Origin of the sequence: Pseudomonas sp. LTR0 (assembly GCF_036630035.1) — a bacterium.
In the GTDB taxonomy this organism is placed as follows: domain Bacteria; phylum Pseudomonadota; class Gammaproteobacteria; order Pseudomonadales; family Pseudomonadaceae; genus Aquipseudomonas; species Aquipseudomonas putida_Y.
Genome location: NZ_CP123734.1, coordinates 2,520,842 through 2,547,374 on the forward strand (window position 1 = coordinate 2,520,842; position 26,533 = coordinate 2,547,374).

25 protein-coding genes and 3 pseudogenes are annotated in these 26,533 nt (G+C 61.7%); 6 read left to right on the plus strand and 22 right to left on the minus strand.

The annotated features are described in order from the left end of the window. Positions 1-2: 2 nt before the first annotated feature. The 4 genes from QCL51_RS11620 to QCL51_RS11635 are packed head-to-tail and all read right to left on the minus strand — an operon-like array spanning position 3 to position 3,349. Positions 3-275, minus strand: coding sequence for a lipid-A-disaccharide synthase N-terminal domain-containing protein (locus tag QCL51_RS11620; protein ID WP_021782410.1), 273 nt, complete (start codon positions 273-275; stop codon positions 3-5). Beyond that, a complete protein-coding gene (locus tag QCL51_RS11625) occupies positions 272-1,015 on the minus strand; it encodes a glycosyltransferase family 2 protein (RefSeq protein ID WP_021782411.1) in 744 nt (247 codons plus the stop codon). Before QCL51_RS11625 ends, QCL51_RS11620 begins: the two co-directional genes overlap by 4 nt. A gap of 34 nt (positions 1,016-1,049) precedes the next feature. Next, a complete protein-coding gene (locus tag QCL51_RS11630; RefSeq protein WP_021782412.1) occupies positions 1,050-2,024 on the minus strand; it encodes an NAD-dependent epimerase/dehydratase family protein in 975 nt (324 codons plus the stop codon). Then, a complete protein-coding gene (locus QCL51_RS11635; RefSeq protein ID WP_021782413.1) occupies positions 2,012-3,349 on the minus strand; it encodes a UDP-glucose/GDP-mannose dehydrogenase family protein in 1,338 nt (445 codons plus the stop codon). The genes QCL51_RS11630 and QCL51_RS11635 overlap by 13 nt, the downstream gene beginning before the upstream one ends. 243 nt (positions 3,350-3,592) lie before the next feature. Here QCL51_RS11635 and QCL51_RS11640 point away from each other — a divergent pair, with 243 nt between their 5' ends. Beyond that, positions 3,593-4,639: a class I SAM-dependent methyltransferase gene (locus QCL51_RS11640; RefSeq protein ID WP_021782414.1), complete on the plus strand. Its 1,047-nt coding sequence runs from the start codon at positions 3,593-3,595 to the stop codon at positions 4,637-4,639. 129 nt (positions 4,640-4,768) lie between these two features. On the opposite strand, the gene QCL51_RS11645 is transcribed toward QCL51_RS11640, so the two are convergent. From QCL51_RS11645 to yghU, 6 genes are all read right to left on the minus strand, one after another. After that, positions 4,769-6,013 (minus strand): saccharopine dehydrogenase family protein, encoded by a 1,245-nt coding sequence (locus tag QCL51_RS11645; protein ID WP_003248123.1) that lies wholly within the window; start codon positions 6,011-6,013, stop codon positions 4,769-4,771. 32 nt (positions 6,014-6,045) lie between these two features. Further along, the gene (nspC, locus tag QCL51_RS11650) at positions 6,046-7,143 is read right to left on the minus strand and encodes a carboxynorspermidine decarboxylase (protein WP_003248125.1); all 1,098 of its coding nucleotides are present in this window, start codon (positions 7,141-7,143) and stop codon (positions 6,046-6,048) included. Between the two features lie 184 nt (positions 7,144-7,327). Continuing rightward, positions 7,328-8,245: a pyridoxal-phosphate dependent enzyme gene (locus tag QCL51_RS11655; protein WP_275966969.1), complete on the minus strand. Its 918-nt coding sequence runs from the start codon at positions 8,243-8,245 to the stop codon at positions 7,328-7,330. Further along, on the minus strand, positions 8,242-8,916 hold the full coding sequence (locus tag QCL51_RS11660; protein WP_021782417.1) for a PAS domain-containing protein: 675 nt from the start codon (positions 8,914-8,916) through the stop codon (positions 8,242-8,244). Before QCL51_RS11660 ends, QCL51_RS11655 begins: the two co-directional genes overlap by 4 nt. Positions 8,917-8,998: 82 nt before the next feature. Further along, positions 8,999-10,702: an amidase gene (locus QCL51_RS11665; RefSeq protein WP_338444858.1), complete on the minus strand. Its 1,704-nt coding sequence runs from the start codon at positions 10,700-10,702 to the stop codon at positions 8,999-9,001. Between the two features lie 190 nt (positions 10,703-10,892). Then, entirely contained in the window at positions 10,893-11,735 is an 843-nt protein-coding gene (gene yghU, locus QCL51_RS11670; protein ID WP_338444859.1) for a glutathione-dependent disulfide-bond oxidoreductase, read from the minus strand. Between the two features lie 200 nt (positions 11,736-11,935). On the opposite strand from yghU, the gene QCL51_RS11675 reads away from it, so the two are divergent. Beyond that, positions 11,936-12,982, plus strand: a complete 1,047-nt coding sequence (locus tag QCL51_RS11675) for a hypothetical protein (RefSeq protein ID WP_021782420.1) — start codon at positions 11,936-11,938, stop codon at positions 12,980-12,982. Here QCL51_RS11675 and QCL51_RS11680 read toward each other — a convergent pair. From QCL51_RS11680 to QCL51_RS11700, 5 genes and pseudogenes are all read right to left on the minus strand, one after another. Further along, positions 12,944-14,137, minus strand: coding sequence for an MFS transporter (locus QCL51_RS11680; protein ID WP_021782421.1), 1,194 nt, complete (start codon positions 14,135-14,137; stop codon positions 12,944-12,946). The genes QCL51_RS11675 and QCL51_RS11680 overlap by 39 nt on opposite strands. A 174-nt stretch (positions 14,138-14,311) precedes the next feature. Further along, on the minus strand, positions 14,312-15,898 hold the full coding sequence (locus tag QCL51_RS11685; protein ID WP_003248141.1) for an ABC-F family ATPase: 1,587 nt from the start codon (positions 15,896-15,898) through the stop codon (positions 14,312-14,314). 39 nt (positions 15,899-15,937) lie between these two features. Continuing rightward, positions 15,938-16,224: pseudogene (locus QCL51_RS11690) on the minus strand (site-specific integrase); the annotation flags it as partial. Between the two features lie 165 nt (positions 16,225-16,389). Beyond that, positions 16,390-16,689, minus strand: coding sequence for a Txe/YoeB family addiction module toxin (locus tag QCL51_RS11695; RefSeq protein ID WP_028697206.1), 300 nt, complete (start codon positions 16,687-16,689; stop codon positions 16,390-16,392). After that, the gene (locus tag QCL51_RS11700) at positions 16,655-16,939 is read right to left on the minus strand and encodes a type II toxin-antitoxin system prevent-host-death family antitoxin (protein ID WP_028697205.1); all 285 of its coding nucleotides are present in this window, start codon (positions 16,937-16,939) and stop codon (positions 16,655-16,657) included. Before QCL51_RS11700 ends, QCL51_RS11695 begins: the two co-directional genes overlap by 35 nt. A gap of 600 nt (positions 16,940-17,539) precedes the next feature. Between QCL51_RS11700 and QCL51_RS11705 the strand changes: the two are divergent. The 3 genes and pseudogenes from QCL51_RS11705 to QCL51_RS11715 all read left to right on the plus strand — a co-directional run. After that, a pseudogene (locus QCL51_RS11705) lies at positions 17,540-17,686 on the plus strand (IS256 family transposase); the annotation flags it as partial. A gap of 125 nt (positions 17,687-17,811) precedes the next feature. Next, positions 17,812-18,354: an AAA family ATPase gene (locus tag QCL51_RS11710; protein ID WP_103444495.1), complete on the plus strand. Its 543-nt coding sequence runs from the start codon at positions 17,812-17,814 to the stop codon at positions 18,352-18,354. Between the two features lie 80 nt (positions 18,355-18,434). Beyond that, positions 18,435-18,689: pseudogene (locus QCL51_RS11715) on the plus strand (GrpB family protein); the annotation flags it as partial. Between the two features lie 400 nt (positions 18,690-19,089). Here the strand turns inward: QCL51_RS11715 and QCL51_RS11720 are convergent. Continuing rightward, positions 19,090-19,980, minus strand: coding sequence for a LysR family transcriptional regulator (locus QCL51_RS11720; protein ID WP_103444494.1), 891 nt, complete (start codon positions 19,978-19,980; stop codon positions 19,090-19,092). Between the two features lie 108 nt (positions 19,981-20,088). On the opposite strand from QCL51_RS11720, the gene QCL51_RS11725 reads away from it, so the two are divergent. Continuing rightward, positions 20,089-20,469: a cupin domain-containing protein gene (locus tag QCL51_RS11725; protein WP_021782909.1), complete on the plus strand. Its 381-nt coding sequence runs from the start codon at positions 20,089-20,091 to the stop codon at positions 20,467-20,469. 266 nt (positions 20,470-20,735) lie between these two features. On the opposite strand, the gene QCL51_RS11730 is transcribed toward QCL51_RS11725, so the two are convergent. From QCL51_RS11730 to QCL51_RS11755, 6 genes are all read right to left on the minus strand, one after another. Continuing rightward, the gene (locus QCL51_RS11730) at positions 20,736-21,401 is read right to left on the minus strand and encodes an SOS response-associated peptidase family protein (RefSeq protein WP_021782910.1); all 666 of its coding nucleotides are present in this window, start codon (positions 21,399-21,401) and stop codon (positions 20,736-20,738) included. Positions 21,402-21,530: 129 nt separating this feature from the next. Next, entirely contained in the window at positions 21,531-22,007 is a 477-nt protein-coding gene (locus QCL51_RS11735) for a GNAT family N-acetyltransferase (protein ID WP_021782911.1), read from the minus strand. Positions 22,008-22,120: 113 nt separating this feature from the next. Beyond that, complete coding sequence (locus tag QCL51_RS11740) at positions 22,121-22,822, minus strand: VIT family protein (protein WP_084850716.1); 702 nt, start codon at positions 22,820-22,822, stop codon at positions 22,121-22,123. Between the two features lie 68 nt (positions 22,823-22,890). Then, entirely contained in the window at positions 22,891-23,856 is a 966-nt protein-coding gene (locus QCL51_RS11745) for an FAD:protein FMN transferase (RefSeq protein WP_338444889.1), read from the minus strand. Continuing rightward, complete coding sequence (locus QCL51_RS11750; protein ID WP_338444860.1) at positions 23,846-26,026, minus strand: PepSY domain-containing protein; 2,181 nt, start codon at positions 26,024-26,026, stop codon at positions 23,846-23,848. The genes QCL51_RS11745 and QCL51_RS11750 overlap by 11 nt, the downstream gene beginning before the upstream one ends. A gap of 25 nt (positions 26,027-26,051) precedes the next feature. Then, positions 26,052-26,522 carry a DUF2271 domain-containing protein gene (locus tag QCL51_RS11755; protein ID WP_021782915.1) on the minus strand — a complete coding sequence of 157 codons (471 nt, stop codon included), beginning with the start codon at positions 26,520-26,522 and terminating at the stop codon, positions 26,052-26,054. Between the last annotated feature and the right edge of the window lie 11 nt (positions 26,523-26,533).

The following is a 26,533-nucleotide window of genomic DNA, read 5'->3' on the forward strand; positions in this document are numbered from 1 at the left end:
GGCTATTCCTTCAGGTGCTGGTGACGGGCAATCAGTTGCAGGTTGCGCAGGTAGACCAGAAAGCCGAAGCTTTGGCCGATAATGAAGACCGGGTCCTGGCGGTAGATGGCGTAAGTCAGCAGTAGCGCGCTGCCGAGCATGCTCAGGTACCAGAAGCCCACCGGGATCACGCTACGGCGTTTGAGTTCGCTGTACAGCCACTGCAGCACGAAGCGCCCGGTGAAAACGGCCTGACCCGCGAAGCCGATGATCAGCCAGAGGGTTTCGCGGGTCATCCTTCAAGCTCCTGCGGGCGGCTGTGCAGGCGGGTGCGGCGGATTAGCCACCACACCCCGAACAAGTCGAGGATGCCGACCAGGGCGCGGTCCAGGTTGCCGTACTTGGAGACACCGGCGTGGCGTGGCCGGTGGTTGACCGGGTGCACCAGCATGCGGCCGTTGTGGCGCAGGATCAGTGCCGGAATGTAGCGGTGCATGTGGTCGAAGTAGGGCAGGTGCAGGAAGGCTGCCCGCTCGATCAGCTTCAGCCCGCAGCCGGTGTCGGGCGTGGCATCCTTGAGCAGGCGGCTGCGTAGGCCGTTGGCAAAGCGCGAGGCCCAGCGCTTGCTGGCGCTGTCACGCCGGTTGACCCGGTGCCCTGCCACCAACTTGACGCCGCCGGCCAGGTTCTGGCTGGCGCGCACCAGGGCTAGCATGCCGGGGATGTCTGCCGGGTCGTTCTGGCCGTCGCCATCCAGGGTCGCCAGCCAGTGGCCACGGGCCACCTGGGCGGCATGCCACAGCGAGGTGCTCTGGCCCAGCGAACGGTCGTGACGCAGGATGCGCAATTGCCTGTAGCCCTGGCTTTTCAGTTGTTGCAGTACGTTTAGGGTGCCGTCGCTGCTGCCGTCGTCGACCACCAACACTTCGTAGTCTTCGGCCGTGAGTGCAGCACGAATCTCCATCAGCAGTGACGGCAGGTTGTCGACCTCGTTCTTGGCGGGGATGAGTACCGAGAGGTCAAGTGGATCGCTCATGAGGCTACCTGTGATCGTGTTGTGAGTGCGTGGATCAAACCCGGTAGAAACCCCGGTACCAACCAACGAAGGCGTTGACGCCATGTTCCAGCGACGTGCCAGGGGAGAAGTCGATCCAGCGTGTCAGTGAGCTTACGTCGGCCCAGGTTTCCAGTACGTCCCCCGCTTGCAGCGGTAGGTAGTCGCGCTGGGCCTTGATACCCAAGGCGTCCTCCAGGCAGTCGACAAAGTGCAGCAGCCTTACCGGCTGACCGCGGCCGATATTGAACAGTTGGCAGGGTGGTTTCCCTTCGACCGGGCGGGGCGGTTTCAGGCGCAGGCGCACGATGCTCTCGACGATGTCGTCGATGTAGGTGAAGTCGCGGCCCATCAGGCCGTTGTTGTAAAGCGCTATCGGCCGGCCTTCGAGCATGGCGCGGGTGAACTTGAACAGCGCCATGTCGGGGCGGCCCCAGGGGCCATAGACGGTAAAAAAACGCAGGCCGGTGGTCGGCAGGCGGTACAGGTGCGCGTAGCTGTGCGCCATCAGTTCATTGGCGCGCTTGCTGGCGGCATAGAGCGACACTGGCTGCTCGACCGGGTCGTCGATGCTGAACGGCAGCTTGGCATTGGCCCCGTACACGGAGCTGCTGGAGGCGTAGATCAAGTGGCGTGGTGGCTGCGCTCGGCAGGCCTCTAGAACATTGAGGAAACCAACCAGGTTTGCCTGGCCGTAGGCACCCGGGTTGTCCAGTGAATAGCGCACGCCGGCCTGGGCCGCCAGGTGGATCACCTCGCTGAACGCCTGCCTGGCGAACAGCGGTTGCAAATCGGCAGGGTTGGCGATGTCGAGGGTATGGAAGTGGAAGCTGGAAAAACCGAACAACGCCTGCAGGCGCGCCCGCTTGAGCTCGACGCTGTAGTAGGCATTAAGGTTGTCGATACCGACCACTTCGATGCCGGCCTCGCACAGGCGCCGCGCCACGTGGTAGCCAATGAAACCTGCCACACCGGTAATCAGTACGGGCATACTGGCTGCACCTGGCCACGGCCGATCCCGTAATAAGTCAGGCCGGCGGCGGCCATGTGCTCGGGCTCGAACAGGTTGCGCCCGTCGAACACCACCCGGTCGGTCAACTGCTGCGGCACCTTGTCCAGATTGAGTACGCGGTAGTCCTGCCACTCGGTGACGATCACCAAGGCATCTGCGCCCTTTAATGCATCGTCCTTGCAGGGCACCAGTTGCAAGTCGGCACGCGGGCCGTAGTGGCGCCGGATTTCTTCCATGGCCTGAGGGTCGTGGGCCTGGACCCGCGCACCCGCGGCCCACAACGCTTCCAGCAAGACCCGGCTGGAGGCTTCGCGGATATCATTGGTATTGGGCTTGAACGACAACCCCCACAGGGCAAACACCTTGCCCCGCAGGCCGCCGGGGTAGTGGCGCTGGATCTTGCTGAACAGCCGGCCCTTCTGCTGCTCGTTGACCGACTCTACTGCGCGCAGCAACTGTGTCTCGAAGCCTTCTGCCTCGGCACTGTGGCGCAGAGCTTGCAGGTCTTTGGGGAAGCAAGAACCGCCAAAACCGCAGCCGGCGTAGATGAAGTCATAACCGATGCGCGGGTCCGAGCCGATGCCACGGCGCACCATTTCGATGTCGGCCCCCAGGTGCTCGGCCAGGTTGGCGATTTCGTTGATGAAGGAAATCTTGGTGGCCAGCATGCAGTTGGCCGCGTACTTTGTCAGCTCGGCGCTGCGCGCGTCCATGACCATAAGCTTTTCGCGGTTGCGGCTGAACGGCAGGTAAAGCTCGCGTAGCAACTCCACTTCGGGCGCCTCTGCGCCGCCGATGATGATGCGTTCGGGGCGCATGCAGTCATCCACCGCAGAGCCTTCCTTGAGAAACTCCGGGTTGCTGATCACCTGGAAGCGGCTGGTATCGGCCACGGCCTGGGCGATGCGAGCCTTGATGCGGTGTACCGTACCCACCGGCACGGTGGACTTGTTGACGATCACTTTGGGCCCGTCGGCATGTTCGAGGATGCTGTCGACCACGGCAAAAACATGCTTCAGGTCGGCGCTGCCGTCGGCTTGCGGCGGGGTTCCGACGGCAATGAACTGCAACCTGGCATAGTTGGCGGCCGCTGCGGCGTCGGTGGTGAAGGACAGGCGACCGCAGGCGAGGTTCTTCTTCAGCAGCGGCGCAAGGCCGGGCTCGAAGATCGGGCAATGTCCTTCACTCAGGCTGGCAACCCGATCGGCATCGACATCCATGCACAGCACCGAATGGCCCACCTGGGCCAGACACACCGCCTGGGTCAGGCCGACGTAGCCGGTTCCGAAAACCGTGACCTTCATTTGACAGCTCCTTGATAAGAAAGCTGAAAAAAAATGTCACATCGTTGTTTAGGAATTGTTACCTGAAGGATGTTTCGTGGGCCATGAGGCCGTTATTCCACGGTGCCCAGGCAGAGCATCTAAACTTACTGACAGCTCGCGGTAGCGAATCGTACCGCGAACCGACACCCTTGAACCGACCACCGCCTCCCCGGAGTGGACGTCCCTCGCTGGCGATGGCCTTCTTGCAGAGGAGGGCAGGTCATGGACGAGGCAAAGCTTCACGATTTCATGGGCAAGCTGGTGAGCGACATGGGCGCAGCGGCGACGCTGGCCAACGTCATCCTCGGCGATGAACTGGGGCTGTACCGGGCCTTGGCGGACAGCCAGGCGGTCACCCCGGAGCAACTGGCGGAAAAGACCGGCTGCCACCCGCGGCTGGTGCGCGAATGGTTGAATGCCCAGGCGGCCTCGGGTTACATGGTCCATGAGAAGGGCCATTTCGTGCTGCCTGAGGAACAGGCCATGGCCCTGGCGCTGGAGGACTCCCCGGCCTACATGGCCGGCGGCGCGGCAGTGGTGGCAGCGCTGTTCCATGACAAGGACAAGCTGGTAGCCGCCATGCGTGGCGATGGCGGGCTGGCCTGGGGCGATCACCACCCGTGCATGTTCAGTGGTACCGAGCGGTTTTTCCGGCCGGGGTATCGCACCTTTCTGGTGGCGGATTGGCTGCCGGCGCTGGAGGGTGTGGTGGCCAAGCTGCAGGCGGGCGCCAAGGTGGCGGACGTGGGGTGCGGTCATGGTGCCTCGACGCTGGTGATGGCGCAGGCGTTTCCGGCGTCGACCTTCGTGGGGTACGACTATCATGAGCCTTCGATCGCAACCGCCAACGAGCGTGCACGTGAAGCGGGGCTGGAGGCGCGGGTGAGCTTCCAGCAGGCCAGCGCCAAGGACTATCCGGGGCATGACCATGACCTGGTGTGTTTCTTCGATTGCCTGCACGACATGGGTGACCCGGTCGGGGCAGCCCGGCATGCCTACCGTGCTTTGAAGGCGGATGGCACGGTCATGCTGGTAGAGCCTTATGCCGAGGACTCGCTGGAGGGTAACCTGACACCGGTCGGACGGTTGTTCTATGCCGCGTCTACCTTCATCTGCACGCCGAATTCGCTGTCGCAGGAGGTGGGCCTCGGGCTGGGCGCACAGGCCGGAGAAGCGCGCTTGCGGGCCGTCTTCGAGGAGGCGGGGTTCAGCAGGTTCCGCCGGGCGACGCAGACGCCGTTCAACCTGATTCTGGAGGCCCGCAAGTAGAGGTAAGCCTGCGCCGGCCTCTTCGCGGGCTTGCCCGCTCCCACAGGTTACGTGCTTGTTTCAGGCCTGTGACGATCCTGGACCTGGAAAGCAGAAGGGGCGCCATGTGGCGCCCCTTCTGTTTGTTGCTTAGGCTTCAGCGTCCCAAGGACGATCGCCTTTTTCATCTTTGACGCGGGTCGGCAGGCCCATCACGTCCAGCGCCTTGAGGAACGGCTCGGCTGGCAACTCCTCGACGTTGACCATGCGCTTGGCATCCCACTCGCCACGGGCAACCAGCAGGGCGGCAGCCACTGGTGGTACGCCGGCGGTGTAGGAAATGCCCTGGCTGTCGGTCTCGGCGTAGGCTTCTTCGTGGTCAGCCACGTTGTAGATGAACACTTCGCGCGGCTGGCCATCCTTGGTGCCTTTGACCAGGTCACCGATGCAGGTCTTGCCGGTGTAGCCAGGGGCCAGCGAGGCTGGGTCTGGCAGTACGGCCTTGACCACTTTCAGCGGCACCACTTCCAGGCCTTCGGCGGTTTTCACCGGCTGCTCGCTGAGCAGGCCCAGGTTTTTCAGAACAGTGAACACGTTGATGTAGTGCTCGCCGAAGCTCATCCAGAAGCGCACGTTCGGTACATTGAGGTTCTTCGAAATCGAGTGAACTTCATCATGGCCGGTCAGGTACAGGTTTTGCGAGCCTACCACTGGCAGGTCGTCGGTACGCTTGACCTCGAACATGGTGTTGCTGGTCCACTGGCTGTTCTGCCAGCTCCACACTTGTCCGGTGAACTCGCGGAAGTTGATTTCCGGGTCGAAGTTGGTGGCAAAGTACTTGCCATGGGAACCGGCATTGACGTCGAGAATATCGATCGAATCAATGCTGTCGAAATATTGCTGCTGCGCCAGCTTGGCGTAGCTGTTCACCACACCCGGGTCGAATCCGACGCCGAGAATGGCGGTAATGTTCTTGGCCTGGCACTCTTCGAGGTGTTTCCACTCGTAGTTGCCGTACCACGGCGGAGTCTCGCAGATCTTGCCCGGCTCTTCGTGGATGGCGGTGTCCAGATAGGCGACACCCGTATCGATGCAGGCACGCAGCACCGACATGTTGAGGAAGGCGGAACCCACATTGATCACGATCTGCGATTCGGTTTCGCGGATCAGTGCCTTGGTTGCCTCGACATCGAGGGCATTGAGCGAGAAGGCCTGGATGTCGGCGGGCACCTTGAGGCTACCCTTGGCCTTGACGCTGTCGATGATGGCCTGGCATTTGGAGATGTTCCGTGACGCGATAGCGATACGACCCAGTTCGTCGTTATGCTGCGCGCACTTGTGGGCCACCACCTTGGCGACACCTCCTGCACCAATGATAAGAACGTTCTTCTTCAATTTACCTTTTGCTCCTTACTTGAAAGCCGGTCTTACGACAGGCTGGAAACGTAGTCTTCGAAACCGAACTCGCGGACGACTTCGACGCTGCCGTCGAGCTGCTTGACCACGATGGAAGGCATCTTCAGCCCGTTGAACCAGTTTTTCTTGACCATGGTGTAACCCGCCGTGTCGATGAACGACAGGCGATCGCCAATGGCCAGCGGACGGTCGAATTGGTACTCGCCGAAGATATCACCGGCCAGGCATGACTTGCCGCAGACCATGTAGGTATGCTCGCCGTCATTGGGGGCCATCTTGGCGTTGAGGCGGTAGATCAGCAGGTCGAGCAGGTGCGCTTCGATCGAGCTGTCGACCACGGCCAGGTGCTTGCCGTTGTACAGGGTATCGAGCACGGTCACTTCCAGCGAGGCGCTGTTGGTGATGGCTGCTTCGCCGGGCTCCAGGTATACCTGCACGCCGTATTTTTCCGAGAACGCCTTCAGGCGCGCGCAGAAGGCGTCCACTGCATAGTCTTCACCGGTGAAGTGAATGCCGCCACCAAGGCTGACCCACTCGACCTTGTGCAGCAGGTGGCCGAAACGCTCTTCGATGTGCGTGAGCATCTTGTCGAACAGGCCGAAGTCACCGTTCTCGCAGTTGTTGTGGAACATGAAGCCGGAGATCTGTTCGATCACCTGCTCGATCTTGGCCGGGTCCCATTCGCCCAGGCGGCTGAACGGGCGGGCCGGGTCGGCCAGCAGGTAGTCGGAGCTGCTGACCTGCGGGTTGACGCGCAGACCACGCACTTTGCCTTCGGACTGTTCGGCAAAGCGCTGCAGCTGGCCGATCGAGTTGAAGATGATCTTGTCGCAGTTCTCAAGCATCTCCTCGACCTCGTCGTCGGCCCAGGCCACGCTATAGGCATGGGTTTCGCCGGCGAACTTCTGGCGGCCGAGCTTGAGCTCGAACAGGGAGGACGAGGTGGTGCCGTCCATGTACTGCTGCATCAGGTCGAACACCGACCAGGTGGCGAAGCACTTGAGGGCGAGCAGCGCCTTGGCACCGGAGTGTTCGCGCACGTAGGCGATCTTCTCCATGTTGCTGAGCAGCTTGGTTTTATCGATGAGGTAATACGGCGTCTTGATCATTTAAAGGCCCCCGGCCAGGCCGGCCAAAAAAAGGACACGCATTGTGCCTTCACTTGCCGCAGACCGAAAGGGCGGGATACGCATTTCGTCAGGGTTGACGCGATTGCGAGGGCTTTTCGGTTGCGGCGAGCCTAGTAGATCAGGTGCATGTGACTGTCGTAATCACCCCCGACAGATGGCAGCTTCAGTCTGCCTGCTGCAGCCACGCCCTGATCTGCTCCAGTGTTGCGGTAGCGCCGCCACAGACCACCACCAGTACATTGCGCAAGGCGCCCAGTGCCTTGGCATCATAGGCCACTGCCAGCGCCGCCCCGCACGCGGGCTCGACCAGCACACGGTGGTCCAGCAGGAACCGCTCACAGGCCTCCAGCGCTGCGCGATCGCTGACCAGGTGGCTGTGCACCGGATGCTGCTGCACGCATATCAGCGCCTGATCAGCCACACGCTTGGCCCCCAGCGACGTCGCCACCGAGGCGATACGCTCCAGCTCCACCGAATGGCCGGCCTGCATGGCCGCATGCAGCGACGCCGCGCCCTCGGTTTCTACCGCCAGCACCGGCACGTCGCCCCAGCCATTGCGCTTCAGGCCCTCCACCACGCCGCTGAGCAAGCCGCCACCGCCGACTGACAACACCACCGCGTCCGGCTTCAGGCCGGCTTCGGCCACTTCATCCACCAGGCTGGCATGCCCGGCCCACAGCAGTGGGTCGTCGAATGGGTGGATGAAGGCATCGTTCGGGCCTACTAGTGTCTGTGCCAGGGCGTTGGCCTCTTGCCAGGAACTGCCGTGCACCACCACCTTGGCGTTTTCCAGGTGCAGCAGCTCCTTGGCCCGTTCGGTGGTGGTTTCGGGTACCACCACGGTCACCGGCACCCCCAGCTTGCGTCCGGCGTAGGCGACTGCCAAACCGGCATTGCCGCCTGACGAGGACACAAAGTGCCGGGCACCGAGCGCCTGGTGTACCTCGCAGGCGTGGCCTACACCGCGCAGTTTGAACGAACCGCAGGGTTGCAGGGCGTCGAGCTTGAGCCAGATATTACGGCCGGCAGCCAACGACAGCGGGCGCGATTCGATCAGGGGTGTATGAATGTGCAAGGTCATTGGCTGGCTCCGCGTAGTTGCTCGAGGTAGTTGTAAATGGTGTAGCGCGTCACGCCGAGGGCGCTGGCAGCCTTCTCGACGCCGCCCTTGACGATGAACAGGCCGCGTTCCTGCATGACGCGCACGGCCTCGACCTTGGCCTGTTTGTTCATTCGCCCCTGGCCGCTGCGATGCAGGGCGGCCTGGATGATCTCGCTCATCAGCAGCTCCATGTCGGCTGGTTCGTTGACCGCCGGTATGGCCCCCAGCGGCTGCAACTGCTGGAGAAAGCTCATGGCAGCATCGAGGCCGGTGACGTCGGTGTTGACGCACAGGCTGGCGAACGGGTGGCCGCTGCTGTCACGGAAAATTGCCGTGGCACTTCGTAGCGTGCGGCCTTTGAGCGTAGTGGGGTAATCGGGCAGCACCACCGGCTCACAGCCGTGCTGGTCGGCCGAGGCCTGCATCAGTGCCTTGAAACCCTGGTCCTGCTCCGGTGCGGCGAGGATCGGGCTGCCCAGGCTGCGGCCGGAAAGATGACCATTGACGATCGCCACCACCGAGTGCTCGGGGTGGTCAAGGTCGTGCAGGAGAATTTCCATGTTGCGCGCGGCAACGCTGCCCAGGGCCTGGATGGCGGCCTTGAGCACGGTGAGGGTGAGTTGGCGTTCTTCGCTGGGGGTGATAGGCATGGCAGATCGCAAAATCAACTGTTTGTGTATTTTTACACATATGGTTGAAATTCGCGATCTGCTTTTAGGGGCCCTGTAAGACTCAGCCAAGCGCCGGCGTGCGCGGCGGGATCATCCGGCGCGAGCCGGTCGACTCGAAGGCGGCAGCAAAACTCAGCAGCGCGTTGTCGCTATAGGCCTTCCCGGCAAAGGTCAGCCCCACCGGCATACCGATATCGGCCATCACGCCCATCGGCACGGTCACGGTCGGCACGCCCAGGTGACGGATTGCCAGGTTGCCGTTGGCTACCCAGATACCGTTGCTCCAGGCGATGTCCGCCGATACCGGGCTGATATCGGCATCGGCCGGGCCAACGTCAGCTACGGTGGGGAACAGCACCGCGTCCAGGCCCAGCTTGTCCATCCAGTCTTCCAGGTCCAGCTTGCGGGTCTGCTCCAGGCCGCGCAGGCCGTCGGGCAGTGTTTCGATCTGGTCCCAGGTCTTCAGACCGCGTTTGGCCATGTTGACGTACTCGTCCATGCCGGCAGCCAGGTCGTCTTCACGGTTGGGCAAGGTGCCCGGGTCGTGCGGGAAGATCTTCAGCCCGTCGACATCGGCCAGGCGGTTAAGCTTGGGGTCATCGTTGGCGCGCAGGAAGTCGTCAAAGGCCCAGCCCGACAGTTCCCACAGTTCGTCATGCAGGAACGCTTTGCTGACGATGCCACGGTTGTACACGGTCGGCGCGCCTGGGCGGTCACCTTCACAGTTGGACACCAGCGGGAAGTCCACTTCCAGTACTTCGGCACCCGCTGCTTCCAAGGCCTGGCGTGCTTGTTGCCACAGGTCGATCACCGTAGCGCGGGTGTTGATGCGTTGGCCGGTCGGCCCGCCGATGCCCGGTTTTTCGGAGGTGCCTGCTTCGGGGTCGGCATTTATATACATGCGTGGTACGCCAAAGCGCTTGCCCTTGAGCGCGCTGGCATCCACCGCCAGCTCAAGGTACGACGCCGGACGTACCGTCGAGGCAGCCGGGATCGGCACCCACGGCTGCAGGCGCCACAGGTCGCCGCGCTTGTCGGCGTCATCGGCGACCACCACGTCGAGGATTTCCAGCAGGTCGGCCATGGTGCGGGCATAGGGCACCACCACGTCCATGGTCGGCGTCAGCGGCCAGTTGCCACGCACCGAAATCACCCCGCGCGACGGGGTGTAGGCACACAGGCCGTTGTTGGACGCCGGGCCACGGCCGCTGGACCAGGTTTCTTCGGCCAGGCCGAAGGCGCTGAAGCTGGCGGCGGTGGCGGTACCGGCACCGTTGGACGAGCCCGAGGCGAAGGGCGCGGTCAGGTAGTTGGCGTTGTACGGGCTTTCGGCGCGGCCATAGACGCCGCGCTGCATGCCACCGTTAGCCATGGGCGGCATGTTGGTCTTGCCCAGGCACACGGCTCCGGCGGCGCGCAGGCGCTCGATGGTGAAGGCGTCGCGCTGGGCGACCAGGTCCTTGAAGGCAGGGCTGCCGGAGGCGGCAGTCAAACCTTTGACCAGGTAGCTGTCCTTGGCGGTGTAGGGGATACCGTCCAGCGGGCTAAGCACCTGGCCCTTGGCACGGCGAGCGTCGGAGGCCTCGGCTTCTTTCAGCGCCTCCGGGTTGCGTACCACTACGGCGTTGAGGGCAGTGGCGGTGTCGGCGCCATCGTAGGCGTCGATACGTGCCAGGTAGGCCTTGACCAGCTCGACCGCCGTCGTGCGGCCCGACTCGAGCGCGTCGCGCAGCTCGGCAATGGAAACCTCGGTTACCTCGATCATGCGTTCACCAAAAAATGTGCAAGTGGGGGCTAATGCGAGGAGTGTACAAGAAGGGCTTGGCGGACGCAGGTTTGCGCGGGGGCAAATGGTTTGATGCAGGGGAGCATTGTCGGGGGCATTCACAGGCATTACGCGGCCCTTTGTTGGGGCGGCCTTTTGTTGCCAAAGGGCCGCTCCCACATGGTCTGCGTCAACCTGCCAGGTCTGCGGCGCTATGGCGCTCCGGCACCTGGCTGTCTTCATCTCCCCAGGTACGGTTCACCCGTGTACCGCGCTGCACCGCAGGGCGCAGGGCAATTTCCTCGGCCCAGCGCTGTACGTTCGGGTACTCGTCAACCGCCAGGAACTGCGCGGCGTCATACAGGTTGCCGCGTACCAGTTGGCCATACCAAGGCCACACGGCAATATCGGCAATACTGTATTCCTCGCCGCCCAGATAACGGCTTTCGGCCAAGCGACGATCAAGTACGTCCAGCTGACGTTTGGCCTCCATGGTGAAGCGGTTGATGGCGTACTCGAACTTTTCTGGTGCATACACGTAGAAGTGGCCAAAGCCACCGCCCAGGTAAGGCGCCGCACCCATCTGCCAGAACAACCAGTTCAGGCTTTCGGTGCGCGCAGCCGGCGATTTTGGCAGCAAAGCTCCGAACTTCTCAGCCAGGTACAGCAGGATCGAGCCTGATTCGAACACCCGCACCGGCGGCTCCACGCTACGGTCGAGCAGGGCAGGAATCTTCGAGTTGGGGTTGACCTGGACGAAGCCACTGGAAAACTGATCACCCTCGCCGATGCGAATCAGCCAGGCATCGTATTCGGCACCGGCGTGACCCAGGGCAAGCAGCTCCTCAAGGGCAATGGTGACCTTGACGCCATTGGGCGTGGCCAGGGAATACAGCTGCAGCGGGTGCTTGCCCAGCGGCAGGTCCTTGTCGTGAGTCGGGCCGGCTACCGGGCGGTTGATGCTGGCGAACTGGCCGCCGGAGGCTGCGTCGTTGCGCCAGACTTTGGGTGGCACGTAGGCAGGCTTGCTCATGCATGAATCTCCTTCAATGGCGCGAAAACGTCACGTAACAACGTGGACCTGCATCTATGCCACGGGTTCGATGCGATACGCAAATGCACGGGGCGCCGGCGCAACATGCATGACGGCGGTTTCATCCAGTTTTCATCCGGCACGAGCCCGGCCGTCTTTATGCTGAGCTATCTCCTCGTCCTGCAAGGAACCGCTGGCCGATGACCATTGCACGCTGCGTGTTGGCGCTGGTCTTGCTCGGCGGCCTGTTGGTCCGCGCCGAGGCCGCGCCGTGGGTTGCCGGCCTGCACCTTATGACCTTGACCGACCCGGTCGATAGCCGCCCAATGCAAGCGCTTGCGTTCTACCCGGCCATTGGCAAGACCCGTCGCAGCCGAATAGACGGGTATCCCGTCGATGTGGCCGAAGAGGCGCCCGTCGCCATGGGCCGATTCCCGTTGCTGGTGCTGTCTCACGGCAATACGGGCAGCCCATTGGCCTTGCATTACCTGGCCACGTCGCTGGCGCGGCAAGGGTTCGTGGTGGTGGCGGTTGTGCACCCGGGGGACAACGTGCGCGACCACAGTCGCCTTGGCACCCTGAGCAACCTTTATGGACGGCCGCTACAACTCAGCGCGGCGATCACCGCAGCGCGCGCTGATAGGGTGGTCGGGCCTTATCTGAACGAAGGCAAGGTGGGGGTTATCGGCTACTCGGCCGGCGGAGAAACCGCGTTGATCCTGTCTGGTGCACGCCCCGATCTGGACCGTCTGCGTCAGTACTGCCTGGAGCGCCCGAAGGACGCAGACGCCTGCAAAACCCACGGCATACTGATTGCCGACCGCAGCGAACTGGCGCCTGAGACCGACCCGCGAGTGGGGGCGGTCATGTTGATGGCGCCGCTGAGCCTGTTGTTCGGGCGCCATGCCTTGGCCGGGGTACAGGTACCCGTGCTGATCTACAGTGGCGACAGCGATCAGCTTGTGGCTGTGGACCGTAATGCCGAGGCCCTGGCCCGCAAACTGCCGGTCACACCGGACTACCGCCTGTTGGCCGGTGCCGGGCACTTCGTATTCATGGCCCGTTGCGATGCCGAGCAGTACGCGCGGATGGCAGCGCTGTGCAAGGATGCCGATGGCGTCGACCGCCGGCATATCCATCGCTCGCTGCAGCGAGAAACGGCGGCGTTCTTCAGCCAGGCGCTGGGTGCGCCAGCGCCGGCTGAGCGTTCAGCTGCGACGGGCGCGCCGCGCCAGCAACAACGTTAGGCCGACCCCGGCCAAGGCGAGCAGGGCAGCCACGCAGAAGATCGAGGCATACCCCAGGTGCGCAGCGACGGCCCCCATCACTGGGCCGGCAATGGCCAAGGCCATGTCGAAGAACACTGCATAGGCACCCAGCCCCGCGCCGCGGCTGCTGCTGGGGACTTGCCTGATCGCCTCCACGCCCAATGCCGGGTACACCAGCGACAGCCCGAAACCGGTCAGCCCGGCGCCAACCAGCGCCCAGGGCGGCGACGGCGCCAGCCACAGAAGGCTCAGGCCAAGCACTTCGGTGGCCATGCAGGCGACCGCCACGTTGTAGCCACCGAAGCGGTTGACCGCGTTGACGAACAGCAGCCGCGAAATGATGAAGCACACACCAAACGCACTCAGGCACCAGGCCGCGCCAGCCCAGCCGCGCTCGAGGTAATACAGGGTGACGAAGGTGGTCAAGGTGCCGTAGCCGATCGAGGCCAGGGTCAAACCCAGGCCGCACGGGGCAACCCGGCCGAACGCCGACCAGAAGGGCAGGCGCTCGCCGCGTACCACGACCACGTCGGGGCGCTTGCGAAGCACCAGCAGGGCAAGGGTTGCCAGCACCAGCAAAGCCGGCCCCAGCACGCTGAAGTCCAGCCCGTCCACGGCCAGCACGCCCATTGGCGCACCGATGGCGATCGCGCCATAGGAGGCGATACCGTTCCACGAGATGACCCTGGCAGTGTGCTCGGGGCCGACCTGGCTGATGCCCCAGCTCAAGGTGGCCACGCCGATCAGCCCTTGGGCGATGCCCAGCAGCAAACGTCCACCGAGCAGCAGTGCCAGGCTCAGCAGCGGTAAGGTGAGGGTCCAGGCTGACAGCAACGTCAACACCCCACAACCGGCAATCCCCAGCAGGCCAAAGCGGATGGCCTGTTTCCCTCCCAAGGTGTCCGCCACCCTCCCTGCAAACGGGCGGCTCAGCAGCGTGGCCAGATACTGCAGGCCAATCGTTACACCGGCGATTACTGCGCCAAAGCCGAGTTGGTCGTGCACATAGCTGGGCAGTACCGCAATCGGCAGGCCGATGCATAGGAAGGCAATGAAGGTATAGAAAACGATCGACAGGATCTGCAGGGTGATGTGCAGCGTGTTACTGGCGGGGGCAGGTTGTTGCGCGGTCATGGGCTCTTTCGCGGGCGGGCGGTTGGGCGTGGACCCATCATGGCTGGTGCGCGAAGGAAAAGAAAGCAGGCTAACGAATTATTCGTCGGGTAGTGTCAGTCGGTGGGAGGGGGCTTCGCGGGCAAGCCCGCGAAGAGGCCCAGCCACACAAGGTGGCCAGGCCTTGGCCTTCAATCAGACCAGCACACCCTGGCTACGCAGGTAGTCATCGTAAGTACCGCTGAAGTCCACCACACCATCGGCCGACAGCTCGATGATGCGCGTGGCCAGCGACGACACGAACTCACGGTCGTGGCTGACGAACAGCAGGGTACCCGGGTAGTTTTCCAGCGCCAGGTTCAGCGCTTCGATCGATTCCATGTCCAGGTGGTTGGTCGGCTCGTCCATCACCAGCACGTTCGGCTTCTGCAGGATCAGCTTGCCGAACAGCATGCGACCTTGTTCACCACCGGAAATCACCTTCACCGACTTGAGGATCTCGTCGTTGGAGAACAGCATGCGCCCCAGGGTGCCGCGGATCACCTGCTCGCCAGACGTCCACTGGCCCATCCAGTCGAACAGGCTCATGTCGTCTTCGAAGTCGTGGGCGTGGTCCTGGGCGTAGTAGCCCACTTCGGCGCTGTCGGTCCACTTTACCGAGCCGGCATCCGGGGTCATCTCGCCGACCAGGGTGCGCAGCAGGGTGGTCTTGCCAATACCGTTGGGGCCGATGATCGCAACGCGCTCGCCCGCCTCGACGGTGATGTCGAAGTTCTTGAACAGCACCTTGTCGTCGAAGGCTTTGGCCATTTTCTCGACGACTACGGCCTGGCGGTGCAGTTTTTTCGTCTGTTCGAAGCGAATGAACGGGCTGACGCGGCTGGACGGCTTGACCTCGGCCAGCTGGATCTTGTCGATCTGCTTGGCACGTGAAGTGGCCTGCTTGGCTTTGGAGGCGTTGGCCGAGAAGCGGCTGACGAAGGTTTGCAGCTCGGCGATCTGGGCTTTCTTCTTGGCGTTGTCCGACAGCAGCTGCTCACGCGACTGGGTGGCTGCGGTCATGTACTCGTCATAGTTGCCCGGGAACAGGCGCAGCTCACCGTAATCCAGGTCAGCCATGTGGGTGCAGACGCTGTTGAGGAAGTGCCGGTCGTGGGAAATGATGATCATGGTGCTGTTACGCGCCGTGAGGATCGTTTCGAGCCAGCGGATGGTGTTGATGTCCAGGTGGTTGGTCGGTTCGTCGAGCAGCAGCACGTCCGGGTCCGAGAACAGCGCCTGGGCCAGCAGTACACGCAGCTTCCAGCCCGGTGCCACTTCGCTCATCGGGCCGAAGTGCTGGTCCAGTGGAATACCCAGGCCCAGCAGCAGTTCACCGGCGCGGGACTCGGCGGTGTAGCCGTCCATTTCGGCGAATTCGGTTTCCAGCTCGGCGACGGCCATGCCGTCTTCTTCGGTCATTTCCGGCAGCGAGTAGATACGGTCACGCTCGGCTTTGACTTTCCACAGCTGGCCGTGGCCCATGATCACCGTGTCGATCACGGTGAATTCCTCGTAGGCGAACTGGTCCTGGCGCAGCTTGCCCAGGCGGGTATTCGGCTCGAGCATGACCTGGCCTGCGGACGGCTCCAGATCGCCGCCGAGGATTTTCATGAAGGTCGACTTGCCGCAACCGTTGGCGCCGATCAGGCCGTAGCGGTTGCCGTTGTTGAATTTGACGGAAACGTTTTCGAACAGTGGCTTGGAGCCGAACTGCATGGTGATGTTAGCGGTGGAGATCAAGGAGCTTACCTATCAATAACTTACGTGGCTTCTTCGCAGCTACGGACCAATTTGGAGCTTATCCAGCTCCTGCCAGTCGTTAGACGAGTTAATCCAGCGCGCATAAGTCGATAAGAGCATCTGCACGCCTTGCCCGAGCTGTTGGGCGATAAATGCGGGGTTGAGACCAGACATTGAGCATATTGTCGCATAGGTGTGGCGGCAGTTATACGGGGGCGGTACCTGATGCCCAAACCTTTCAGGATTGGCCGCTACTGGTGGTGCAGGTCCGACATCTGCTTGACGTGCTCCCCATTATTACCGGGCGGCAAGAGGAACGGCGATTCCCGTGCAGCGCGGTAGTGCACCTCTGCGTGAGCCTGCGGATAGCCTATCCCTAAGAACTGGACACCCAGCGCCAAACGACCGCGCGTGTGATTTCGTTCACCGACCGCCCTTGTAACAGTGGCGGAGGCAGCTCGCGCACAGCACAGTACAGTGCTTTAGTCGTTTTAGTGGTAGCGGCATTGCAGAACGGTGAGCATACCGGCCTCGAAGAAGTAGACCAGACGGTGCTCACGGGTGATGCGACGGGACCACACGCCAGATAAATCGCCTTTCAGCGGCTCAGGCTTGCCAATACCCGTGAAGGGGGTGCGTAGACACACGTCAATCAGGCGGTTGACGTTGCCAAGTATGGTGAGGTCGGCACTCTGCCAGTGACAGTAATCCTCCCAGCCCTCTTTGGTGAACTTCACGCTTACCTTGTCGCGGGCTTCATCCTTGTTCCGCTGCTTCTGGTTCTTGCTCATTGAGGTCCAGCTCCTTCGCCAAGGCCTGGCCGTCCCGGAGCTGATCGATGGATGAGCGCAAGCGCGAAGCGTTTTTGGACGATCCCAACAGGTGAATGGTCTCGTTCATCCCGTTGTAGTCCTCCAGGGACATTATCACTACGGGTTCGCCACGCTGTCGCGTGATTACGGCGGGCTCATGGTCCCGGCAAACATCATCCATTGTCTGCTTCAGTTCGGCGCGTGCCTGGCTAAAAGTCAGTACGTGCATTTGTCCATCCTCCGGGCTCTGCCCGGGTAAGGGTTGCTCTTTGGACCGCCACAGGCGACGCCCAAAGTACTAAGAAAGTGAAGCCAGTCGGCCCGCACAGCGGCTCCGTAGTGACTCACAGTGTTCTCTCATCTGGATCAGAATCGTCATTCCAGTAGCCACAGGCCAAAGGTGTCCAGATGGATCCAGCCGTCGCTGGCAACCGCAGCCATTGTCCCTAACGTTGTACAAGGCATTAAACCGGTAGATGCAACGGGAGCTTTTGAGATGATCTGCAATGAGTGCGGAAAGGAACACGCCAGCGATGACATTGAGCTTGTTTTCCGCCGAACGATTCTTTGTCCGGGCAACGCTACCTCTTCCCGTATTGCAGCGTGATGAGCCCTATAGCGGGGGGGTATGGGTCGAACTCATGCAACCAGATTTTGAACGTATCTACGAGCAGTGGGATGCCCCCCATCAGTCCTCTGAACCACCGTTTTCCGTATCCCTTGCCAACTCCATACCGACTTTTGGTGACACCAACGGCCTTCACGCTCAATTGCGGCTGACAGGGCCGACTACCAGGCCCCAGGCAGTCTCTCTGCGGCGATCCGCGTGCAGAACGACGCGTGGCGCCTGCAAAGACGCTACATGCAATTGAAGGCTTTCGAGACGGTCAGCGATAATCCTCAAGCCAAGCTGTCGGCCGTGATCACCCAAACGGCGAACTCAGTGGCCAGCGCCATGATGAGTTACACCACTTGAGCAGTGATCAGCTGCCGACTTGTGAAGGACGCCCAGAGCATGAGTGCGCTTGCAGTTGACCGCGTCGCCCATTGCCGTAGAATCGCGCGCCCAAAATTCAGCAGGCATGGCGAGAGGGAGCTTGAATGCAGCGGGTGATGATTATTGGTCAGCCAGGGGCTGGGAAAAGTACCCTGGCGCGCAAGCTTGGCGAGCGCACTGGCTTGCCGGTCGTGCACATCGACACGATTCATTGGCAGCCAGGGTGGGTCGAGCGGAGCCGGGACGAGAAGACGCGTCTTTGTCATGAGGTCGAGGCCCGTGAACGCTGGATCTTCGAAGGCGGGCATTCGACCACATGGAACAACCGGCTGGCCCGCGCTGACATGTTGATATGGATTGATCGCTCGGCTCCGCTTCGATTCTGGCGCGTGCTCCTCAGAACGGTGTTGAACCGGGGTCGATCCCGGCCTGACTTGCCGGACAATTGCCCGGAGTTGCTGGCCAACCTTCCGGAGTTTTTCAGGTTCATGTGGCGGACGAAAACCTCGTCTCGGGAGGCGATAAAGCGATTCGTGGCGACGGCCCCGTCGGGCTGTCGCGTGGTCTGCCTACGAACCAATCGGGATACCGATGTTTTTCTCGCGAGTATGGGCACTCAGCCTGATCAGGTTGTGCAAGGCCGTTAGATGCCAGACCGCGCTTGATTGGCGGCAGGTGCCTGCCGTGTAGGCGCATCGGAACGTTTTCACTTGCCCAAGGAGGCCCCATGGCGCTGACCAGCAAGATCACGGCTTACGACCCTGCATGGCCGCAGCGGTATGAGGCGGTCAACGTTCTGCTCGCCTCGGTGTTCGGCGATGAGCTTCTCGCCATTCACCATGTAGGCAGCACGGCTGTGCCGCAACTTGCAGCCAAGCCTGAGATCGATGTGCTGGTCGAGGTTTTAGAGCATCGCAATGAGGCAGCGCGAGACGAGGTGTTGCTGACGTTGGGCTATGTGCGCGGCAGTGACCTGTCGGAATGACACCACTTCTACCGCTGCAATGTTGGCGAGATGCGGACCCCCGATCATGGCGTTGGGTTCGGTGGGGCCTGGAATTGTTCGTCATGAGGTTTTTGGCGCCTGCCAGATCGAGCGCCGCCCGCGCGGCGCATCGCGAGCTGCGCTCGCTCCTACGTTTGTTACGGGCCAATTGTTCCTGAGGATTTTGCGCGCGAACGCCTTGGCGCATGGCTCAGTAGCGCGTGGTACAAACCAGGCGGTCGCGCGCGCCTGTCACAGGCATGACTGGCCCGAAACAAACGTAGGAGCGAGCGCAGCTCGCGATGCGCCGCGCGGGCGGCGCTCGATCTGGCAGGCGCCAAAAATCTCATGATGAACACCTCAAGGCCCCCACCGAACTCAACGCATGTGGGGCGCTTTAACTAATGCCTACCATTTCTTCGGAGAGTGAGATATCTGAGCGCTTGAAATGATCCCTGATAAGATCGGCAAGATCAGAAACAGGACGAGTAGCATCATCCAACGACTGCAACCGTACCGCGAATTCGGGCAGTGTCGGTAGCCCACAATCCGGCAATGGCAGGATGATATCTTCGGGCGCTAGGCGTTGCAGCCAAGGCGTAACCGCAAGCCCATTGCGAACCATGGTCAATGTGGTATCGGCTGATGCATTTTCGAACACCATCTTTCCAACAATACCTTCTTCGTCCAGACGCTGGAAAACGGTATCGCGAAAGGCACAATTCGCAGTCAGAAAGCACAGTGCCAATGGCCGCTGTGCTGCTGTTACCTCGTTGCCCAACCATACCAGTTGATCCACAGCCAACCGTTCGCCCAATTCGACGTTGGTCGGGCCTTGACTGATCACCAGATCGAGTTTGCCGTTGGTGAACGCTTGGTCGAGATCCGTCGAAGAAGCACTGAAGATCTTTACCTCGACCCTCGGAAAGGCATTACTAAAAGCTTTGAGCAAGTGGGCAAGCGGGGCTCCGGCCATATCGAAGGGGAGCCCAAGGCGCACCGAGGCTGCTGATTCCCTTCCACCAATGGAGGCACAGAAAGCGTCATGCATTCGTAGCAGACGACGGGCGTCTGGCAGCAGCGATTTTCCCTTACCCGTCAGACGACTGCCCTGTGTATCACGCAGCAATAACTGGCAGTCGAGGAATGCCTCCAGACGTTTGATTCGCTGGCTAACAGCACCTTGTGTCAGGTGCAGGTTGACTGACGCAACGCTCATGCTCCCAGTATCCGCCACCTCGACGAAGGCTCTGAGCAGTGCCAGATCAAGGTTGTGAGTTTTGTTCATGTCAAGCCATTAGCAGTGTTAATAGCGGCATTATAATTCGTCGCTACTCAAAGTTCACGCTCCTCTTTAGATTGCAAGGCACAGACTGACACATGGACATGAGCAAGAATGATCAACACCTTGGATAGCATCAACCTACGAAATGAACTGGATACGCTCACAGAATACTGGAAGCCCCGAGTCCTCGGTCGCGTCAATAACCAGTTCGTCAAAATTGCAAAACTGAAAGGAGAATTTGTTTGGCATGCGCACGAACATGAAGACGAGATGTTTTCAGTAATCTATGGCACGCTTTGCATTCAGCTCGAAGATCGCACCATTGTCTTGAATGCAGGGGAGTTTTGCATTATTCCCAAACGGGTGCGACACAAACCTATCGCCGAAGATGAATGTGCGGTCATGTTGATTGAAACGGATACCACACTCCATACCGGCGGAGAACGTTCGCCACTTACAGTCTCGATAGATGATCAATTGTATCCAGCTTGATTCAATGACAGCGCCCATGTTTTCACATTCGAGATTTAGGCGCTCAACCAGGTCTTTGGATGATTGACGCTACAATCTGCCGGCAGAGCATGCACCTGCGTGGAGCATGTTATGCCGGAGCGGCATAGGCGCTGGGCGAAGCCCTTCGGACCAATTCGCGAACCAACTGATGCGTTTTCGTGAGGGCGCCTCTCTTTCAGCCAGCCAAACATCCGTTCGGTGATGTTGCGCTGCCGGTACTCGAGCCGGAAGAACTTACTACCGCATCACTGAAGCGGCTGTATCAGTTCGGCACCTTGGTTGCGCACATTGCCAATGGCTGTGCTCACTCGATACCACTCGAAGGCCTCGGCTGGCTCGCCCAGGTTGAGCGCCATCTGCTCGGCCTGTTCGCCCGGCGTCGTGGTTTGCATCCACTCACGCGCAAGGTCTGGGGCCAAAACCACTGGCCTGCGGTCGTGCACATCTACCATTCCGCCCTGGGCATCGGCCGTAATGATGACGAACCCATCATGCTCGCCGCCAGCGAACTGGCCGATGCTGGCGCAAAGGGAAGGGCGCCCGTCGCGGCGTCGGATGTAGTACGGCTGTTTCTTCGGTCCGCCTTCATCGACCCATTCATACCAGCCGTCGATCGGCGTTATGCCTCGGTGCGGCCAGATTGCCCGGAAGAAGGGGCCGTGTGTCACCTTTTCGACCCTGGCGTTGATCGGCGCAGCACGGTCGGTCGCCCAATGGGGCCGCCATCCCCATCTCACCAGGTCCGCCCGCGGGCCCGCCTCATCCATTCGCAGCACTGCCACCGGCGTGGTCGGCGCGACGTTGTACCGGCCAAGTGGCTGGTCGCCGACGTTGTTCCGCCAGGCCTCTGGCAGGCTCAGGGTTTCGACAAAATCGTGTATGCCTCGGTACTGGCTCAACCTTCCACACATGCGCGGCCCTCCTGCCTGAGCAAGCATAGCGCTTGGGTGTATCGCCACCCAGCGCGTCATGCGGCTGACGGATGGGTATACCGCAATCCAAAAAGGGCAGGGGCGTGCCCCGGCGATCCAGCCAACAAGTCAATGCTTGGCCGTGGCGAGTAGCCGATAGCGCGAGAAGGGCGTGCCGTCGATATCCACCTCTCCGTCAAGGCGAAACCCCAGGCGAAGAATACCTTTGATTCGTGTTCTGGTTGGTGGAAGCAACAGGGTGATCGACTCAAGCCCCATCTCCTGAAAAGCGCGCCGTACGATCTCATCGAAAATCACTCTGCCAAGCCCCCAGTAGTCTGGATGAAGTACCAAGGCAAGATCAGCGTCACCGTCTTCCTGCTGCAGGCCACCCCAGCCGGCGAATTCATCTTCAACGAAAAAAGCCCAGGGACCATAGCCATTCAGTGCCCATTGGGCCTCTTTTTGGGCGACCCACACCTTGCACTTGCTTTCGTCAAAGTCGGGACGACCCAAGGGCATTTGGCGTAAGACATCGGGATTGTTGTTGAGCGCGATGATGTCAGCGATGGAGGCGTCGCTGAGAGGTCGGAAATGCAGTTGCATGATGTGCCTTTTCAAACCGCTTTAAACCTGATGTATAGCGCCCTGGCCGAACTGCACCAGGGCGGATCGATTCATAGGCCGCCGACTGCACGGCCTGAGGTCCGCTTCTTACGCTAGACCACCGCGCCAAACAAGCGACCCACCAGAGCCGTGACGCCCATGGCCAGCGCCCCCCAGACGGTCACCCGACAGGCGCCCGTCATGATGCTGGCCCCGCCAGTCTTGGCGGCAATAGCCCCCAATGACCCGAGAAATACCAATGACATGCCCGATATCCAAGGCACCACGCTGTGCTCCGGCGCGACAAAAGTCACCGCCAGTGGCAAGGCGGCGCCCACCACGAAACTGGCGGCGGACGCCAGGGCGGCTTGCAAGGGTTTGGCGGCAAGCGTGGCGCTGATGCCCAGTTCGTCCCGCGCGTGGGCGCCCAATGCGTCATGAGCCATCAGTTGATCGGCCACTTGATGCGCCAGCTCGGGTGCTACCCCGCGATGTATGTAGATGTTGGCGAGTTCGATGTGCTCAGCTTTCGGGTCGCTGGCCAGTTCTGCCCGTTCGCGGGACAAGTCCGCCCGTTCGGTATCGGCCTGGGAATGTACCGAAATGTACTCGCCAGCGGCCATGGACATGGCCCCGGCCATCAGCCCCGCCATTCCGGTGACCAGCAACGTGGCATGGCTGGCGTCGGCGGCCGCGACGCCTATCAGCAGGCTGGCGGTAGAGACAATGCCGTCGTTGGCACCCAGGACAGCGGCGCGCAGCCAGCCGATACGATCGCTTCTGTGTGCCTCGGTGTGTCTGTGCATGAATTTCACTGTTTAACGGGCTCCCTGTCATCAGGCGGTTCAAGTTGCACGGGTGCCGAGCGCGCCTGCAGCCGGCGTCAGCGGGTTTCAATTTGCGCCTGCAACTGTCCGCCGACAATGGATATTTCTTTGAACTGTTCGCCCTCGCGCAGCACGAACAGCGCGTCCATCCCGCGCTCCTGAGCCAGACGAGGGCCTTCGGTTTCGCCCAGGACCATCAGCGCCGTGGCCCAGGCATCGGCGAGCATGCACGAGGCCGCCACCACGGTGACGGCGGCGAGCGAGTTGCGCAGTGGCGCGCCGGTGGCCGGGTTCATGGTGTGAGCATAGGACTGACCGGCCACGTCGACCCACTGTCGGTAGTCCCCGGAGGTCGCGATTGAGGTATCGCTTAGTTCCATCACACCCATGACCTCACGCACGCCCCTTTTGGGCTTTTCCAGGGCCACGACCCAGCATTGTCCGTCAGGTTTGACGCCCCGGGCGCGCATTTCGCCATCGATACCGACCAGGTAGCGAGTGATACCTGAACCTTCCAGGCAACGGGCCAGTTCATCCACGCCAAAACCTTTGGCAATCCCACTCAAGTCAAGGTTCGCCGGCGCGCGCTTGCGCACCTGATTGCGTTGTGGCTCAACCTCCAATGCGGCGTCGGCTGACAGCCGGGAGCGCGGCGCAATTGTGCCGGTCCCCTGCGCTGTGACCTGCCGCGCCGCTGGGCCGAAGCCCCACGCGTTCACCAGGTCACCAACAGCGATGTCGAAGGCGCCGCCGGATTGCCGGCTGACGCGCAATGCAGCAGACAGCACCGTGGCCAGTTCGTTGGGTACCGACACCCATTGCTGCTCGGGGGCGGCATTGAGGCGGTTAAGGTCCGAGTCGGGTTTCCAGGTGGACATTTGCTGGTCCACCCGGGCCACGGCGCGGGCCAGTTGCTGGCCAATTTCGTCGGTATCAAGCCCGGCCCCGGCATAAAACAGGGCAGTGTAGCGGGTGCCCATGGTTTCGCCGTTCAGGCTGTAACGCTGCAACTCAGTAGACATCTTCACGGTAGCGTCCTTGTGCCTTGAGGGTCAGCACGCTGAGGTTGAGGGGCGCCAAGACTTCATCCAGGGCCTGCATCACGCCTTTGGCCATTTCGCGACTGCCACACACCAGTACTTGGGCACCTTTTTCAATCAGCCGGCGCAAGGCGAGGGCATCACTGATCAGTCGGTCTTGTACGTAGCTGCGCTCCGGGACCTGAGAAAAGGCGGCGTGCAATTGCGTAAGGCGGCGGTCCGACAAGTATTGGTTGAGTTCCGGTTCGTAGAGAAAGTCCGAGGCCGGGTTGCGCCCGCCCCAATACAAGTGCATCGGGTGTCGGGCCCTGTTGTTGCGGATAAAGCCGGCCAAAGGACCGATACCGGTACCGGCGCCGATCAGGATTACCGGGTGCGTGCCCGATGCCGGACGAAATTGCGGGTTGGGCTGAATGAAGGCGTCAATCTGGGCGCCAATGTCCAGGCCGTGAAGAAACTCCGAGCACATGCCCCCGTTGTGTTTACGCACACAGATCTCCAGCACGCCGTCCTGGGAACCGCTGGCCAGCGAGTAGAAGCGCGGGATTGGGCTGCCCGGGGGCAGAATCCCGACCAGGTCGCCGGCCAGAAAGCTCGGCAGTCCGCCGCGCGCTTTGAAGCGCAGGACATGGGTCGGTGCATTTACCTGTTCGCCATAGGCAATCCGCTCTGTCAGCTCTAGTGAATGGGTACGCGGCCGCTGCGGGGTATGAACCAGCGCCAGCGCGTGCCCCAACACGTCGCCCAACGCGTGGCCCCAGCGCGCAAACTCCTGAGGGGACTGGCGGTTGACGGTTTCCAGCCCCAGCAATGGCGAGCCACCGGCCTGCAACATGGCGTCCTGCACTTGATGGGCGTACTGACAGAACTGCGCAAACTGGCGGTCGCCCAGGCCCAGCACCGCAAAGGGTAGGCCGGGCTTGATGCCGGTATTGGCCAGCCGTGCCAGGAACTGCGAAGCCGAGGCCGGCGCATCGCCGTCACCGTGGGTCGCGGTGAGGATGAACACCCGTTGGGCACTACGGTAATCGCCCAACCAGTCATTCATCGCCGCGCTGTGCACCTGATGGCCGCTCTGGTGCAAGGCGTCATGCAAGGTTTTGGCAAAACCCCAGGTGCTGTTGTTTTCACTGCCCACCAGAATCACGCTGTCGGCGGCATGCGCAGGGCTGTTGTGGCGGAGGCTCGGGCCAGCCTTGCGGCGGCGCCACCATAACAGAATGCCGGTCACGCTCATCAACGGCACGCAGAGGGCGCAGAGCCCGAGCAACAGGCCCAGCCACCAGAGGCCTTCGCCAGTGTGCAACTGGTAGACCAATTCATAGAGGTTGAGCATTGGGTCGTGAGCTTGATAGGACAGCAAGGCGCCGCTGGCCTGATCCACGTAACCGTCGCCCTGTGCTGTGCGCAGGGAGAACACATCGCGGGGGTTGCCGGGGCTCGGGTAGACCAGCTCGCGCAAGTCGTTCAAGTCGGTGGCCTGCAAGGCCTGCAGCTTCGCCACCGGCAAGGCCGGACCGGCGCTGACGTGCGCAGGGAAGGCGGGTTCACCTTGACTGCCGTCGGCGATAAAACCAAACGTGGTGGCGGACATGTAGGCCCCGCTCAGTGCCGACAACAACAGCCCGAGCAAGGCCAGTCGCCCGACTTCAGCATGCCAGCGCTGGCTGAAAGTGCCCCGCAGCGGCCGCAGCAGGTTGCGCCAGCCACCCAGGCGTCGGGCCAGCAATAGCGCGCCGGACACTGACAGCGCCAGCATGAGCAGGGCACCAACACCCGATACGCCATGGCCCGGCGTGCCAAGGAACAGCGAGCGGTGCAGGTCTTTCACCCAGCGGGTGAACGCGGATGGCTCGTAAGGGGCGAGCCCTTGGCCGGTCAGTGGGTCGACCTTCTCCGCCCCGGCCTTGCCGTTCTGGTTGTAGTAGACGATCACCGTGCCGGACGCTGAGCGCTGGATCTGCTCCACCCCCGTAAAGTGGCTGGCAACGCGCCCGGCAAGTTGGCCGACGTTCAGTTGCCCGGCAGAAGTGGACGTATTGTGCAGACGTTCCAGCGCCGGCTCGACAGACAGGATCGCGCCGCTGATGGCCAATACCATGACCAACAGGGCGGCGATCAGGCCAGGAAGGGAATGGAACTGACGAAGCATGTTCAGCCTCCGGAGGTGGCGGGTGCTACAGATCGTAAGTAAAGGAGTCGACGTAGCCACTGCCGGTCGCGGGCTTGCCTGCACCCTTGGATGTCAGCGGCACGCTGACATCGCCGCGGGCGTCGCGTTTGTCCTCGACGGCGCTGTCGATGCGGATCTGATACCCGGCATCAATCAGGGTGTCCGCCAGTTCTACGCTGACTTTCAGCGTGCGCCCACTGCCGACGCTGGCGCCGCTGACCCCGTCGAACTCGCTCGGGTTCATCCCGCTGCCACGGGCCCAGTCGGCCAGGTGCTTGTAATATTTGGCCTTCTTGCCGGCCACCCAGAGGGTTTTCTGGTACTGGCCATTGGCGTCGGTGACGTAGATCGCCAGGTAGGCATCATTGCCGCTGTAGTCCTTGAGCTGCGTGGTCAAGGTCACTTCACGGGCCTGGGCCAGCGCCGGCAGGGTAATGGCGCCGATGAGGCAGGTTGCTGCGATGATCTTTTTCATGAGCGTGTCCT

Excerpts from the sequence above, each read along its gene's own strand:
- QCL51_RS11750 (WP_338444860.1), bottom strand. The coding sequence starts at position 26,026 with ATGCTTCGTCAGTTCCATTCCCTTCCTGGCCTGATCGCCGCCCTGTTG.
- QCL51_RS11745 (WP_338444889.1), bottom strand. The coding sequence starts at position 23,856 with ATGTCTACTGAGTTGCAGCGTTACAGCCTGAACGGCGAAACCATGGGC.
- QCL51_RS11680 (WP_021782421.1), bottom strand. The coding sequence starts at position 14,137 with ATGACCGCGCAACAACCTGCCCCCGCCAGTAACACGCTGCACATCACC.
- QCL51_RS11725 (WP_021782909.1), top strand. The coding sequence starts at position 20,089 with ATGATCAACACCTTGGATAGCATCAACCTACGAAATGAACTGGATACG.
- QCL51_RS11635 (WP_021782413.1), bottom strand. The coding sequence starts at position 3,349 with ATGAAGGTCACGGTTTTCGGAACCGGCTACGTCGGCCTGACCCAGGCG.
- QCL51_RS11695 (WP_028697206.1), bottom strand. The coding sequence starts at position 16,689 with ATGAGCAAGAACCAGAAGCAGCGGAACAAGGATGAAGCCCGCGACAAG.
- QCL51_RS11720 (WP_103444494.1), bottom strand. The coding sequence starts at position 19,980 with ATGAACAAAACTCACAACCTTGATCTGGCACTGCTCAGAGCCTTCGTC.
- nspC (WP_003248125.1), bottom strand. The coding sequence starts at position 7,143 with ATGATCAAGACGCCGTATTACCTCATCGATAAAACCAAGCTGCTCAGC.
- QCL51_RS11655 (WP_275966969.1), bottom strand. The coding sequence starts at position 8,245 with ATGACCTTGCACATTCATACACCCCTGATCGAATCGCGCCCGCTGTCG.
- QCL51_RS11665 (WP_338444858.1), bottom strand. The coding sequence starts at position 10,702 with ATGATCGAGGTAACCGAGGTTTCCATTGCCGAGCTGCGCGACGCGCTC.
- QCL51_RS11700 (WP_028697205.1), bottom strand. The coding sequence starts at position 16,939 with ATGCACGTACTGACTTTTAGCCAGGCACGCGCCGAACTGAAGCAGACA.
- yghU (WP_338444859.1), bottom strand. The coding sequence starts at position 11,735 with ATGAGCAAGCCTGCCTACGTGCCACCCAAAGTCTGGCGCAACGACGCA.
- QCL51_RS11625 (WP_021782411.1), bottom strand. The coding sequence starts at position 1,015 with ATGAGCGATCCACTTGACCTCTCGGTACTCATCCCCGCCAAGAACGAG.
- QCL51_RS11675 (WP_021782420.1), top strand. The coding sequence starts at position 11,936 with ATGACCATTGCACGCTGCGTGTTGGCGCTGGTCTTGCTCGGCGGCCTG.
- QCL51_RS11710 (WP_103444495.1), top strand. The coding sequence starts at position 17,812 with ATGCAGCGGGTGATGATTATTGGTCAGCCAGGGGCTGGGAAAAGTACC.
- QCL51_RS11730 (WP_021782910.1), bottom strand. The coding sequence starts at position 21,401 with ATGTGTGGAAGGTTGAGCCAGTACCGAGGCATACACGATTTTGTCGAA.
- QCL51_RS11660 (WP_021782417.1), bottom strand. The coding sequence starts at position 8,916 with ATGCCTATCACCCCCAGCGAAGAACGCCAACTCACCCTCACCGTGCTC.
- QCL51_RS11620 (WP_021782410.1), bottom strand. The coding sequence starts at position 275 with ATGACCCGCGAAACCCTCTGGCTGATCATCGGCTTCGCGGGTCAGGCC.
- QCL51_RS11630 (WP_021782412.1), bottom strand. The coding sequence starts at position 2,024 with ATGCCCGTACTGATTACCGGTGTGGCAGGTTTCATTGGCTACCACGTG.
- QCL51_RS11735 (WP_021782911.1), bottom strand. The coding sequence starts at position 22,007 with ATGCAACTGCATTTCCGACCTCTCAGCGACGCCTCCATCGCTGACATC.
- QCL51_RS11755 (WP_021782915.1), bottom strand. The coding sequence starts at position 26,522 with ATGAAAAAGATCATCGCAGCAACCTGCCTCATCGGCGCCATTACCCTG.
- QCL51_RS11640 (WP_021782414.1), top strand. The coding sequence starts at position 3,593 with ATGGACGAGGCAAAGCTTCACGATTTCATGGGCAAGCTGGTGAGCGAC.